We start from the raw sequence: 12,987 nt of genomic DNA, 5'->3' as shown, positions 1-12,987 counted from the left end.
ATCGGGCCGCTATCGATACTTAGCTGCCACTATTGTCTTTTTTGAATATACCTCTTAAGTCGGGGTTGTAGGTCACACCTATCTGTAACCTGTCGAAATTTGCGGTAGAAAAGTGGTTTTTTAAATATCCGGCCTGTACGCTCAGGTTATGGGTAACATTAATGCCAAGGGCCGCATACAAGCGGTTTTGACCAAAAACTTCATCTTGCAGGTTCAAAAAAATCTCATCATAAAAATTCAGGAAAAACACATCGGTAAGGGGTAGGGTTACCTGTAGTCGGTACCTTGCCCTGTGTTGTGTGTCGGTGGTTTCTCCAAAATCTAGAAAGCGTTGTTCAAGTCTATAACGATGTTCGAACAAAAATTCCCAAACCTTATTCTTAAGGATCAATTGCTCAAAAATACGGTGCTCTTTGGTGTTGATCTCATCGGGAAATTCCTCAAAACTGCCATCGGTGGTAATATAGCCATAGCCCATAGTGGCAATGGTGTTTGGGTTGAGATGGTAATTGAGCCCCGTTCGAAGCAAAAGCTGATTAAAATTATCGGCTTGTTCAAAATAGCGTAATTGGCCTTCGGTATGAATGCTAAATCGGTCCGAAATTTTATTGGTGCCAAAATACATATGCCATGTGCCGAGACTGCTTTCCCCGGTCTCTTGGGCATTGGCGAAAATTGAACATAGAAAAATAAGACTGAGTAGACTTCGCTTCATAAAAAATGAGGGATTTGGTTTAAAGAAAATAAGTTGGATCGTCAGTGACGAAAACTTTAAATATACCAAAAACTTTACATCATATTTCTTAAAAAGCTGTTAACCCATGCAGTTGAAAAGGACTTTGTTGTTTTTAGTATAGGGAATAAAAAAAGTCCTGCTTTCGAATGACTATCAAACATTGAAAACAGGACTATGAAGAACAAAAATTCATCTATAAATTAATGTTCATGTAAACTGAAATCCTATTGCGGAGTTCAACCTTGTCGTCGTTTAGGTTTTGGCTGATAGGTAGCATACCCGTCAGGCCCAATGAGTATCTGTTGTAACTGGCTTCAATACTAAGTTTTCCTAAGAAGACATCACCTTTGGTATGTGCTACCTCAATACCTAATTCCCTGTTACTGGCGTAGATTTCCTCAGAAACCCCAACTATGGGGGTTAGGGCAACATCGGAGATGTAATAGGTTTTAAAGGCGTTGATGCCTAAATTCAACTGGTTTCCAAATTGGTAGTCTTTTGGGTTCTTGGTTTTTATGGTGTAATTGGCCATAGTGCTAATACCCCAGTTTCTATAGGTGAAACCGTAATTCATGGCCAACACATAATCCCAGCTGCCGTTCCCCAATTGAAAACTAGGGTTTACACTGCCTTCGTTATTGTCTTTGTCATATTTTCCGGTAGGCATTTTAATACCACCGCCCAGTTGTAAGTAGTGTTCCGGTTTTATGGAAACGATGCTGTCGGGTGTAGCCGCAATTAAATTGTAGAATCCGAGAACGCTAATATCGCCAAGGCCGCTGATGGTCTGTTCGGTATTGTCGGGCAGGCTTCTGTTGTGAAATTGAAAGGGTACGATAACGTTCGCGATTATCCTTTTGCTAATCGGAAGGTTGGCCCAGGCCTGTATGGTGTTGAAATTTTCGGTAATCCAAGGGGAATCGGCAAAAATTCCATCACGTGATCGGTACTCTTGACCGATATAGCGCAGTCCGAAAAAATTATTGTTCAATCCCGTACCGTAGCCCATGCTTCCTCCGCTACTGCCACAGCCACAGGTGTCGCAGAAATCGAAATATTCACCATCATAATGAATGTGCGTAGCGCATCCACTTGGGGTCGGGCCGTCAATGTTCGGATTGTCGTTTCCGTATGAAAGACTAGTGTAAAAGCCAATGCACACGAGCGTAAAAAACCGATATAGGTTTCTAGTATTCAGCAAATCGTTCGTCATTTATATAAGTTTCATCCGTTAATGTTCCTAAAAAGGCTAGCAATACATTTTTTTCATTATCAGTTAAGGGAATGCCTAAACTGCTCTCTTGTTTTAAAATAGGATCCAAGGTGGGGGAGTCTACGACCGACTCACTGTAAAAGTCGAGTACGGCTTCTAGTGAGCCGAACCTTCCATCGTGCATATAGGGAGCGGTAAGGGCCACGTTTCTTAAACTGGGTACTTTGAACTTGTACCGGTCATCAGGGGAGCCGCTCACTTCTTCACGGCCTATGTCGTTGAGAGTTGGGTTGGGGGCCAATCCGTTATTTCTAAAAGCGTCATCGCTAAAAAGGTCGGTGGCGTGACAAGAGGCACATTTGTTCTGGAAAACGGAGAGCCCTTCAAGTTCTTCTTCGGTAAATGTTCCGCCTTCTTCTTGTCGTACGTACTTATCGTACTTTGAATCGGCCGAAATCATCATCACCATAAATTGGGAGAGGGCCTTGAAAAAGTTTTCGGTGTTTACTTCCTCATCTTCAAAGGCCAGAGCGAAGAGTTTTTGGTATTCGTCGTCGCTTTTGATTTTAGCGATTACATTGCTAACCGTTTCGCCCATTTCGACCTCATTGGTAATGGGTATTATAGGAAATAGGTCTAAATGGCTTGTGGCGCCATCCCAGGTAAATTCTTTCATAAATGCCGCGTTCTGTATCGCGGGGGTGTTTCTAACCCCTTCGAGGTCGTCTATGCCGTGGCTGAATTGGTGGCCATGGTGTGTGAAAGCGGTACGTTGTTCATGACAAAATCCACACGAGATAAACCCATTGCTTGACAGTCGGCCATCGTAGAAAAGCTTTTTGCCCAGCTCAAAACCCACGGTAGTCGGAGGATTTGCCTCTAAGTCATAGATCGGCTCCGGAAAATTCGAGGGCACTGTAAATTCCAAGGGTTCGTTAACGGTCTGGTAGTCATCCGAGGACGTATCACAAGACCACAACGCCAAGGTTACAAGTACTACAAGTATACTGGATTTTTGCATCTTAACTTTGTTATGATAACCGGCCGAATAAAGGCCGGTTATCAATTACTTTGCTTTTGGCTTAGTGCCCTCCACCGTTGTGAATGTGGTCTACTTCGAACATTTCAGAAGTATTCACGGCTATTTGAGGCGATTTTTCGGCATCGACCATAATCACCTGCTTTTCGGTAAGTGAAATACTGTTGGTGGCCCCTGCCAATATTTTTGAGGCGTCTATCTTTAAGTGGATATTCGAGTCGATCTCATCACTTACACGAACATTCATCGGTAGTTGTAAAACGACTTCCTTGTAGTTGTCAAGACTTGAGCCGTGGCTGCCCATATGAATCTTAAATTCCGTCGCCTCGGTAATGCTTTCCGATGTAAAGGTGCCTTCAAAGTTCAAGAATTTATAACCTGCTTGCCATGACCACATCATGTTGTTCTCTTCGGCCTCGACGAGGAAATCGCCTTGTCCTTCGGAACCTTGAAGATATTTTTCTTGATCGACACCAACACCGAATTTCAAGGTTGTGTATTCGCCGGCAGGGATATCGTCAAGTTCTATTTGGTCTTCCTCTTCTTCTTGGCTGATGATAAAATAGCTATTGTCTTTATCGTAAGCGTACTCTTCACCGTCTTTGTTGACAAACCTTACGTTGCTGATGATGTAGTTGAAACGGTTGATGGTAATCTTTTCACCATTGGCATTGGCCGCGTTTTCGACGCCTAATACTAGGTCGTTACCATTGTAACCATTATCGAATTTTATTGAGATTTCACCGCTTCCTGTTAGGGCATCGTCATCGCTCATGTCGTCATCGTTTGAACAAGAGGTCATAAAAAGGGCGAATAGGGCCGAAAGGGCCAATAAAGAATGTTTCATGGATAAATATTTTTTGAGGGACGGTAGACCTAACAGCTTATGTTGATGCTATGTGTTCTAGGCATACCAAAACCCATTCGAATGTTGTATTTTATTTGAGTGACAAGGGTTTATATCCTAAAAAAGGAAAAACCTGTCGATTTAGTAAAGGGAAATGCCCGCCCTGTTCGATTTAGGATACAGTTTGGCGTAGCTATTTTCCAAGGAAAGACCTTATGCGCACTCGGGCGGCTCCGATATGTCGGAAGTTAAAAGAAGGGAAATTAAATTCGATTCAACTTTGTAGTTTTTGATCGAAGGAATATCGGTATCGAAACCAAATTCTATTGGTAATAGGGATTGAAAGAAAACAACGGGCTGTATTTCTACTTTCGCCTGTTTTTCCCCAAAAGGGTTTTTACTATTTTCTTCGGATTCTTTGGCGAGTTGTTTGGCCAAGTAACATTTACCGTCACAATGAAGCATCGGTTTGTCTCGGTTCTCGCAAAGTACGTTTTTGATATAGTCGTAGTTGGCGATATATTCCGCTACTGGCCAAAGTGGTTTGACCATCATTATAAACGTCACGAAAAGCACTACGTACTGTTTCATTCGGCAAAAATACTTTCTTTTTCCTTTAGACAAAATAGAATTTGTCAAAAAGAATCGTTTTTGTGGTTACGGCAATACCATATAAAAGTCTTCGTACGAGATATTTTACTCGATAATCGAGATTAAATGCCCCGAGGTAGTTTACTTTTTTACAAAAATACCAAAGAGCTCGTTATCCGCTCTTGGGCCTATCGAGTTGTAGCATCGGGTAAAAGTGGTTGTCTTGAAGAAAGGGTTTAGGTGGTTCAGGTATAGTTCTTTAGAGCCGCCAAAAGGACGTTTTTCCATATCTCCTGTCAGGGGAATATCGAACCAAAGGCCTACCAGTTTCCCCTTGGGTTTTAAAAGTTTGGCCATTTGCCGTGCATAGGCATTGCGATTATCGTCGGTAGGAGGGAATGAACAGAAAAAGGTTTGCTCAAGAATAAGATCGTATTGCCCTTGGTGTTCAAAGAAGTTTTCCTGTAGCAATTGTGCTTTGGGGAAATCGGGATTTCTATTGAGAAAATGTTCTAAAGGTATTTCCGAGACGTCCATCACAAAAACATTCTTAAAACCTTCTTTCCAAAGGTATTCTGCTTCATAGGCATTTCCGGCCCCGGGTATTAAAATAGAAAGGTTTTTGTCGGTAAGTTGGTCAACGTAGGTCTTTATGGGGGTAGAGGGGTAGCCGATATCCCATCCCGTATTGTTTTCTTTGTACCGTTGCGTCCAATAGTCATGTTGGTCGTTCATCGTATTTTTTTATTTAATAAAGTAATCTGAATTTTCAAGTTAGTATAAAATCATGGTCAAACTGTATTAATATTTTCCCAAAATTGTATTTCTAACACTTCCTTTTGGGCGATTAGAAAGCTAATCCTTACATTTAAAACTTGTTTCAAACTAAACCAAATAAGTCAAGCATTTCATTTATGAAGAAAACAGTATCCATTTTAGTCCTTATGGTAGGACTGATCCTTGCCGCTTGTGGTGATGGAAGCCAAAAAAGAGAGGGTAAACCTAAAGTTTTGGTTTTTTCAAAGACCTCGGGCTGGCACCACAAATCGATACCTGCCGGTATTGCCGCCATTCAAAAGTTGGGCGCAGAAAACGGCTTTCAGGTCGATACCACAAAAAATTCGGAACTTTTTAATGAAGACAATTTAAAGCAGTATTCCGCAATTATCTTTTTGAGCACCACTCTGAATGTACTGGATGCCAAGCAAGAAGCTTCTTTTGAGCGTTATATTCAGGCCGGTGGCGGTTTTGTAGGCATACACGCTGCAGCCGATACCGAGTACGACTGGGGCTGGTACACCAAACTGGTGGGGGCTCAGTTTGCAAGTCACCCCAAAGGGACACCAGAGGCCGATTTTATCATTACCGATAAAAACTTTGCGGCAACGGAATTTTTTACCGACTCCGTTTGGCATAGAAGCGATGAAATCTACAATTACAACAAGATCAATCCTGATGTACACGTCGTAATGACCGTAGATGAATCAACCTATGAAGGGGGCACCAACGGCGATTACCATCCGTTCGCTTGGTACCATGAGTTTGATGGGGGTCGGGCCTTTTATACAGGTGCGGGTCATACCGATGAAACCTTTTCTGAAGAACTTTTCTTAAAACATTTACTGGGAGGAATCAATTATGCCATCGGTGAAAACAAAGTATTGGACTATTCAAAGGCTACTACACAGATACCACCCGATTTAGACCGTTTCACCAAAAAACAATTGAGTGTAGGCGAGTTTTTTGAGCCTACCGAAATGGCCGTATTACCTAATAACGATGTATTGATCGCGCAACGTCGCGGACAGGTACTCCTGTATAGCGATGCTAGCCAAGAACTCAAGGAAGTGGCTTCGTTGGATGTCTATTATAAAACCTTGAACACCCCGGGGGTCAATGCGGAAGAAGGGTTAATGGGACTCCAGAAAGACCCTGATTTTGCCACAAACCATTGGATTTACCTTTATTATTCCCCTACGGGAGATAAATGGGTGAACCGCCTGTCTCGTTTTCAATACAAAGACGGGGTTTTCGACCTAGCTTCGGAGCAGGTTATTTTGGAAGTGGATTCACAGCGTGAAATCTGCTGCCATACCGGAGGCTCCATTGCCTTTGGTCCTGATAAATTGCTCTACCTTTCAACGGGAGACAATTCTACTCCTTTTAACGAAAAAGGGGTAAAGTATGTGAACAATGGTTATGCGCCTTTAAACGACATCCCTGGACATGAGCAATATGATGCCCGCAGGTCTTCCGGTAACACCAATGACCTAAGAGGGAAAATTATTCGTATAAAAGTGAACGAAGACGGTAGTTATGATATTCCTGAAGGCAATTTGTTCGCTAAGGGAACTGAAAAGGCAAGGCCCGAAATCTACACGATGGGGCATAGAAACCCTTATCGTATTTCGGTAGACCAGAAAAACAGTACCCTGTACTGGGGCGAGGTCGGACCTGATGCGCGTAATGATCAGTTTGAAAAACGAGGGCCAAAGGGGTACGATGAGATGAACCGTGCAACGGAAGCCGGTAACTTTGGTTGGCCTTTGTTCATTGCCGATAACAAGCCTTATGTAGATTACGATTACGAAACCGGTGAAAGCGGCATTACTTTTGATCCGCAAAAGCCTATAAACGATTCTAAGAACAATACGGGGCTCCGAGAGCTTCCTCCTGCAAAAGAGGCCTATATCTACTACCCTTACGTCGATTCCAAAGAATTTCCGGAAGTAGGGTCGGGTGGAAGGAATGCCATGGCCGGACCTACCTATTATTCCGATATGTATCCCAATGGAGGGGGACTCCCAAGTTATTTCGATGGAAAAACCATTATTTACGATTGGATGCGTGGTTGGATGAAGGCCGTTACCTTCTTTGAAGATGGTACCTTATATAAAATGGAGCCTTTTGCTTCCGATATTAAGGTCAATAACCTGATCGATATGGAGATGGGGCCGAACGGTAGGGTCTACTTGTTGGAATACGGTAGCGGTTGGTTTACCCAAAACGAGAATTCCGCTTTAAGTTATATTGAATACAATGGCGGTAACCGTCCACCGATTATAGACCATATGATCGTAGATCACACTTCGGGGAAATTACCGCTTACAGTCAATGCCAAGGTAGAGGCAAGAGACCGCGAAGACGATGCTATTACCTATGTGTGGGATTTGGGCAATGGTGAGACCAAGGAAACTACTGAACCAAAAATAAGTCACACGTACGACACGGCCGGTGATTATAGGATTTCCGTGGAAGTAAAAGACGATAAGGGCGATGCCGTAAAAAGCGATATGATTACGATAGTGGCCGGAAATTCGAGACCAGAAGTGACCATTGCTTTAGAAGGAAACGCCGAGTTTTTTGAAAAAGGGGTTCCCGTGAAATATGAGGTGAAGGCCAAGGATGCCGATGGGGATATCATAGACCCCAAAAACATTTTTGTTTCGGTCGATTATTTGGAAAGTTTTGATGAGCAGAATATGTCATTGGGACATCAACAGGTTTCCGCAGCCGTAACAGGAAAGGCGCTTACTCAGGGAATGGACTGTAAAACGTGCCACAAAGAGAACGGTCCGTCTATTGGCCCGAATTATATGGCTGTGGCCGATAAGTATAAAAAGGACAAAAAAGCCAAGGCCTACCTGCAGAAAAAAATCGTTTCAGGCGGTGGCGGTGTTTGGGGCGAGGTAGTAATGCCTGCGCATCCGAATATCACCAAAGATGAAACCCGACAGATCGTGGAGTACATCATGTCTTTGGCCGACACTTCGGTAAAGGAGAAGTCGCTTCCCGCTTCGGGCAGTATTGTACCGAAACCGACCAAGGATGACAAGGTGATGGTCATCACGGCAAGTTATACCGATAACGGCCAAGAAGGGGCCATACCGCTTACCGGTGTACAAACCGTAGTGTTGAAAGAAAAGGAAGCAGCGGATACGTCTAAATAAAACGTCTTTCCTTAAAAATAGAAAAGCGGCCTACATTTATGTGGGCCGCTTTTTTTATGGGGAGTAAGCAAATTACGCTAGGGTAAAAATTGCTGGTCTACGTAATAATTCCGGTCTACTTCCAATGTCGATAGATCTCCATCCAGTTTTTGCTTTTTCCACTTTCCGGCCGGTTTAAGGATATGTGCCGTACCGTCGACCCAGACTTTTAAAGGCATATTAAAACCTGCTATAACGTTCGTATATCGGTATTTTACCTCGTTTCCATCCACCTTGTACTCGAACATAGGAATCTTTGCCGTACGTAAATACTGGTCGAACACCTTTGAAAGGTCTATTTTTGCGTGACGGGAAATATAATCTTCAATCTGCCCGGTAGTTACCGTTTGATGGTAGAACTCACGGTTTAGCCCCCTAAGGATCTGTCGCCATTTTTCATCGTCGTTTACTAGCTGTCTTATCGTATGTAGAAGGTTGGCCCCTTTATAGTACATATCTTTTGACCCCTCTACGTTTACGTTGTACGGGCCAATGATCGGTTTGTCGTTTTGAATGCTTGCACGGGTACCGATTACATAATCGGCGGCGGCCTCTTTTCCATAGTAAAAGTCCACGAACAAGTTTTCCGAATAGGCGGTAAACCCTTCATGTACCCACATATCGGCCACATCTTTGTAGGTAATGTTGTTGGCGAACCACTCGTGTCCGGCTTCGTGAATGATAATAAAATCGAATTTCAGCCCCCATCCGGTTCCTGAAAGGTCTCTTCCTAAATACCCCTTCATATATTGATTTCCGTAGGTAACCGAACTTTGGTGTTCCATGCCGAGGTAAGGAACTTCTACCAGTTTAAAACTGTCTTCGTAAAAAGGGTAGGGGCCGAACCAGTGTTCAAAGGCCTTCATCATTTTAGGGGCGTCCTTAAAATGTTCCTTGGCCTTTTCAAGATTATCGCGGAGCACGTAATAATCCATGTCTAATATACCTTTTTCCCCATTGTACTTTTCACCAAAGTGTACATAGTCCCCTATGTTGATATTTACGCCATAGTTGTTAATGGGGTTCGATACGAACCAGTGGTAGGTATTGGTGTCTTTGTCGACTTTTCTCAACCTGCCGTTGGAGACATCCATTAGCCCTTTTGGGGCCTTTACGCTGATAAGCATACTATCTACCTCGTCGTACATATGGTCTTTGTTGGGCCACCACACGCTGGCTCCCAGGCCTTGGTTCGAGGTGGCTACGAAGTCTTTGCCCTTATTGTCTTTTTTCCAAGAGAACCCGCCGTCCCAAGGAGCTCTTACCGCTTCTTTCGGGTGACCGGAATAGTATACCTTGATCTCATTGAAATCTCCCTTTTTCTGGATCTTTTTCAGATGTACGAAATGGGCATTGCCATTATGGGCTACCTGTAGTTCTTGGCCGTCTTGGGTTACCTTTTCTATGGTCATGGGAGGCTGTAGGTCAACCTGCATCACCTGATTTTTCTTTAAGACTTTATAGCGAATGGTATTGCTTCCTGAAATGAACTTTTTGTCGGGGTCTACGGCTACGTCAAGATGATAATAGTTGAGGTCCCACCATTCGCGTTCCGGGGTAATGCTCCCCCTCAGGCTGTCTTGTTCTGTGAATTGTTGGGCATAGGTTGCGGTGGCAACCATCATCATAGTTAAAATTAATATCCGTTTCATTGGTATTGGGTATATGGAATTAGAAACAGGTTCAAGATAGCGGCTTATGCTTTTTGGGTTCCGCTTTTCTGTAAAATTTAAAGGAAAGCTTGTTTTGATAGAACGCCTTTCTTTAAGGAATGTATTACCTCTTTTTCCTGCTTTTTTTGTTTTGTATTTTGTCTCCTCGCTTTTGGGGCTTCTTGTATTTCTTTTTTAGTTTTCTCTCGTAGCTCTTTAGTTCGGGCTTTTTCTTGCGGTTCTTGGCCGATTTTTCATGAAAGGAAGCCCCGGCCTTGTGTGCTTGGTCGTCGTCCAATTCATTGTTGGGGTCTATGGGCTTGACATCCTCTTCGGGAGTGAGTTTTGAACTTATTTCCACTTCCTTTGGAAATTCATTGAAGGGGATGGCGTAATTCATCAACTCTTCAATGGCTTCCTTTAAAATGGTCTCCTTTTCATTATAAAGGAGGATAGACCGTCCTTTTTCCCCGGCCCTACCGGTCCTCCCAATACGGTGGATGTAGTTTTCAGGATAATAAGGGGTGTCAAAACTGATTACGGTACTGATTTTTTCTATATCGATTCCACGGGATATAACATCGGTAGCAATTAGGATCCTGCTTTTACCGCTTTCGAATTTTTCTATGGATTTGGTACGATGGTTTTGCTCCTTACCTGAATGGATGACCGATATTTCAGATTCAAAATCGAGCACTTCAAACAACCTATCGGCATCGACCTTGCTCGCAACAAAAATCAAGACTTTATTATATTCTTCCCGGTCTTCCAATAAATGGTTCAGTAGGTTGGCCTTGGTGTAAAAATTAGGGGCCGTATAAGACTCTTGTTTTATAGTCTCTAAAGGTGTACCACTGATAGAGATGGTTTTTTTAACGGGGTTGATCAGAAAATCGTCCATTAATTCATCTATGTAGGTCGTCATGGTAGCCGAAAAAAGAATGTTCTGCCGTTTCTTGGGAAGGTATTCAAAGATGTTCTTTAACTGTGTTTTATAGCCAAAGTCGAGCATAATGTCAACTTCATCGATTACTAGTTTTTTTACCGATTTGAGTCGCAAGACGTTGGCCAGAACCAAGTCGTACAACCTTTGGGGCGTACCTACGATGATGTCTTGCCCCTCTGCAACGGCTCTTTTTTGACGATTTATGTTGTTAGAGCCTCCGAAGACGCCAAGAGCCCTTACGCTAAGGAAGGGTGTTAATTTTTCTATTTCTTCTACAATTTGAATTACAAGTTCGCGGGTCGGTGCCAGAATGACTACCCGAGGATGTAGTTGGTCTGAAAATTTCAAATCCTGTAAGATGGGTAGCAGGTATGCAATTGTTTTTCCGGTTCCGGTCTGTGCAATTCCCACAAAATCGGAGCCACCAAGAATGGTAGAATACGACGCTTGTTGAATAGGGGTCGGCTTTTCAAGCCCTAAATCAACAATGGCCTTTTTTAACTGTTTTTTAATCTTAAAATCATCGAAAGTGTCCATTGTGTAAAAGTAATTAAGAAAAATCCTATTTGCGTGTGTATTTGAACTAATTATAAGAATTATTGGGGAGATTGAAAGAATGACGATATCGTTTTACCGATATGCTATCGAACATGCCTGTGCTTTCTTCCAAGCAAACCCAAGAGTCCGATGAAAGGCCCCAAGGCCAAAGCGATAAAGAGGTAGGTAATGTCGAAGGTTTCCGCTAAGAAGGAAAGCAATTGTATGCTGAAAATGCTAATAGCAAAACCGATGCAATTTACGAGGGTCAGTGCCGTACCTTTTAATTCGGGTGGAACCGAGGTGGCCACCAGGTTTGAAAATTGAGGGGAGTCTGCGGTAATGGCCATCCCCCAAAAACACCAACCGACCAAAAACAATCCCGAGGGGAGGGTAAAGAGTACGGGGGAAATTAAGCAGAAAAGACCGGAAAGAAGCAGGGAGACCACCGCCACTTTTCGACTTCCGCTTCGCAAGGATAGCAATCCTCCAAACACGCAGGAAAGTCCACCTAAGGCAATGATCATTCCAGTGGATAAGGGAACGGATATCTCCGAAGCCCACATTGTATTATAGGTTTGAAGGGCGAGTGGGGTAAAGGCCCAAAAGGCGTAAAGCTCCCACATATGGCCAAAATACCCAAAAGCGGCCTGTCTAAAACTGTGTAATTTAAAAAGTAAGGGCCCCGCACCTAGCGAAAGCTTGGCACTGGGCTTACGGAAGGGGCCGTTGGGGACGAATGCCCATAAGGCCACACCGCCCATTATGGCAAGGGCGGAAGTAATTTTTATGACCAAGGTAAAATCCTTGCCCAAACTGGTACCGCTCACAAAATAGGGGAAGGCGGTTCCCAAGACAAGGGCGCCTACCAAATAGCCCAAGGCCTTTCCCAATCCTTTTTGGTAATAATCTGCCGCTATTTTCATGCCCACGGGATAGATGCCGGCAAGAAAAAATCCCGTACCGAAACGGGCGAAGAGCAAGGTCCACTTCGATAAGGTTTCAGAGAGCAGTAGAAAATTGCAGAGGGCGGCTAAAAGGGAGCAGATGAGAAATACTCGGGAGGGCGAAAACCGGTCGGCAATCATAAAAAGGCCAAAGACCAAAGTGCCGATGATAAAGCCCAATTGTACCGAAGAGAGCACGTAGCCAATGATTTCAGGTCCTAATCCCGTTTTAAGCGTCAGTTCATCTACAATGGCATTGCCGGCAAACCATAAAGAGGTGCAGGCAAATTGCGAGAGGATGATTATGGGGAGTATGTGGGCGCGCGGCTTCAATATAATTTACGGAACAAAAGTGGCCCTGGCATTATTGTCTTTTTCATGCGCGTAAAGGGTAACTGTACAAGAGGGGACGCCTGCAGAGGTAGACTTCTTTTTGCCACTAGTTTTATTATCGGTGATAATGTGGTTCTTGGTTTGCCCATTTTTGTGT

The 12,987-nt window shown here is 43.5% G+C and carries 10 protein-coding genes; 1 reads left to right on the top strand and 9 read right to left on the bottom strand.

Annotated features, from left to right (window positions below):
- Nucleotides 1-19 precede the first annotated feature (19 nt).
- The 6 genes from ZOBGAL_RS00550 to ZOBGAL_RS00525 form a co-directional block, all read right to left on the bottom strand.
- Nucleotides 20-715 (bottom strand): DUF2490 domain-containing protein, encoded by a 696-nt coding sequence (locus tag ZOBGAL_RS00550; protein WP_013991497.1) that lies wholly within the window; start codon nt 713-715, stop codon nt 20-22.
- Nucleotides 716-929: 214 nt separating this feature from the next.
- Nucleotides 930-1,949 carry a transporter family protein gene (locus ZOBGAL_RS00545; protein ID WP_013991496.1) on the bottom strand — a complete coding sequence of 340 codons (1,020 nt, stop codon included), beginning with the start codon at nt 1,947-1,949 and terminating at the stop codon, nt 930-932.
- Nucleotides 1,924-2,970 (bottom strand): cytochrome-c peroxidase, encoded by a 1,047-nt coding sequence (locus tag ZOBGAL_RS00540; RefSeq protein ID WP_013991495.1) that lies wholly within the window; start codon nt 2,968-2,970, stop codon nt 1,924-1,926. Before ZOBGAL_RS00540 ends, ZOBGAL_RS00545 begins: the two co-directional genes overlap by 26 nt.
- A 61-nt stretch (nt 2,971-3,031) precedes the next feature.
- A complete protein-coding gene (locus ZOBGAL_RS00535) occupies nt 3,032-3,835 on the bottom strand; it encodes an MbnP family protein (RefSeq protein ID WP_013991494.1) in 804 nt (267 codons plus the stop codon).
- A 213-nt stretch (nt 3,836-4,048) separates the two neighbouring features.
- Nucleotides 4,049-4,426 carry a hypothetical protein gene (locus tag ZOBGAL_RS00530; protein ID WP_148560676.1) on the bottom strand — a complete coding sequence of 126 codons (378 nt, stop codon included), beginning with the start codon at nt 4,424-4,426 and terminating at the stop codon, nt 4,049-4,051.
- A 141-nt stretch (nt 4,427-4,567) separates the two neighbouring features.
- On the bottom strand, nt 4,568-5,161 hold the full coding sequence (locus tag ZOBGAL_RS00525; protein WP_013991492.1) for a methyltransferase domain-containing protein: 594 nt from the start codon (nt 5,159-5,161) through the stop codon (nt 4,568-4,570).
- Between the two features lie 179 nt (nt 5,162-5,340).
- Between ZOBGAL_RS00525 and ZOBGAL_RS00520 the strand changes: the two genes are divergently transcribed.
- Nucleotides 5,341-8,376, top strand: coding sequence for a ThuA domain-containing protein (locus ZOBGAL_RS00520; RefSeq protein ID WP_013991491.1), 3,036 nt, complete (start codon nt 5,341-5,343; stop codon nt 8,374-8,376).
- Nucleotides 8,377-8,453: 77 nt separating this feature from the next.
- Here the strand turns inward: ZOBGAL_RS00520 and ZOBGAL_RS00515 are convergent, their stop codons facing one another.
- The 3 genes from ZOBGAL_RS00515 to ZOBGAL_RS00505 form a co-directional block, all read right to left on the bottom strand.
- The gene (locus tag ZOBGAL_RS00515) at nt 8,454-10,067 is read right to left on the bottom strand and encodes a M1 family metallopeptidase (protein WP_013991490.1); all 1,614 of its coding nucleotides are present in this window, start codon (nt 10,065-10,067) and stop codon (nt 8,454-8,456) included.
- 124 nt (nt 10,068-10,191) lie between these two features.
- Entirely contained in the window at nt 10,192-11,550 is a 1,359-nt protein-coding gene (locus ZOBGAL_RS00510; protein WP_013991489.1) for a DEAD/DEAH box helicase, read from the bottom strand.
- Between the two features lie 104 nt (nt 11,551-11,654).
- Nucleotides 11,655-12,830, bottom strand: coding sequence for an MFS transporter (locus tag ZOBGAL_RS00505; protein WP_013991488.1), 1,176 nt, complete (start codon nt 12,828-12,830; stop codon nt 11,655-11,657).
- Nucleotides 12,831-12,987: the final 157 nt, after the last annotated feature.

It is taken from the genome of Zobellia galactanivorans, from assembly GCF_000973105.1.
Classification (GTDB): Bacteria; Bacteroidota; Bacteroidia; order Flavobacteriales; family Flavobacteriaceae; genus Zobellia; species Zobellia galactanivorans.
The sequence above is the reverse complement of the archived record's forward strand: the minus strand, read 5'-3'. Positions and strand labels throughout refer to the sequence as shown.

Bases quoted from the DNA above. Each gene is read 5' to 3' on its own strand.
- ZOBGAL_RS00535 (WP_013991494.1), bottom strand. From the start codon at position 3,835: ATGAAACATTCTTTATTGGCCCTTTCGGCCCTATTCGCCCTTTTTATG.
- ZOBGAL_RS00530 (WP_148560676.1), bottom strand. From the start codon at position 4,426: ATGAAACAGTACGTAGTGCTTTTCGTGACGTTTATAATGATGGTCAAA.
- ZOBGAL_RS00515 (WP_013991490.1), bottom strand. From the start codon at position 10,067: ATGAAACGGATATTAATTTTAACTATGATGATGGTTGCCACCGCAACC.
- ZOBGAL_RS00540 (WP_013991495.1), bottom strand. From the start codon at position 2,970: ATGCAAAAATCCAGTATACTTGTAGTACTTGTAACCTTGGCGTTGTGG.
- ZOBGAL_RS00550 (WP_013991497.1), bottom strand. From the start codon at position 715: ATGAAGCGAAGTCTACTCAGTCTTATTTTTCTATGTTCAATTTTCGCC.
- ZOBGAL_RS00520 (WP_013991491.1), top strand. From the start codon at position 5,341: ATGAAGAAAACAGTATCCATTTTAGTCCTTATGGTAGGACTGATCCTT.
- ZOBGAL_RS00545 (WP_013991496.1), bottom strand. From the start codon at position 1,949: ATGACGAACGATTTGCTGAATACTAGAAACCTATATCGGTTTTTTACG.
- ZOBGAL_RS00510 (WP_013991489.1), bottom strand. From the start codon at position 11,550: ATGGACACTTTCGATGATTTTAAGATTAAAAAACAGTTAAAAAAGGCC.
- ZOBGAL_RS00525 (WP_013991492.1), bottom strand. From the start codon at position 5,161: ATGAACGACCAACATGACTATTGGACGCAACGGTACAAAGAAAACAAT.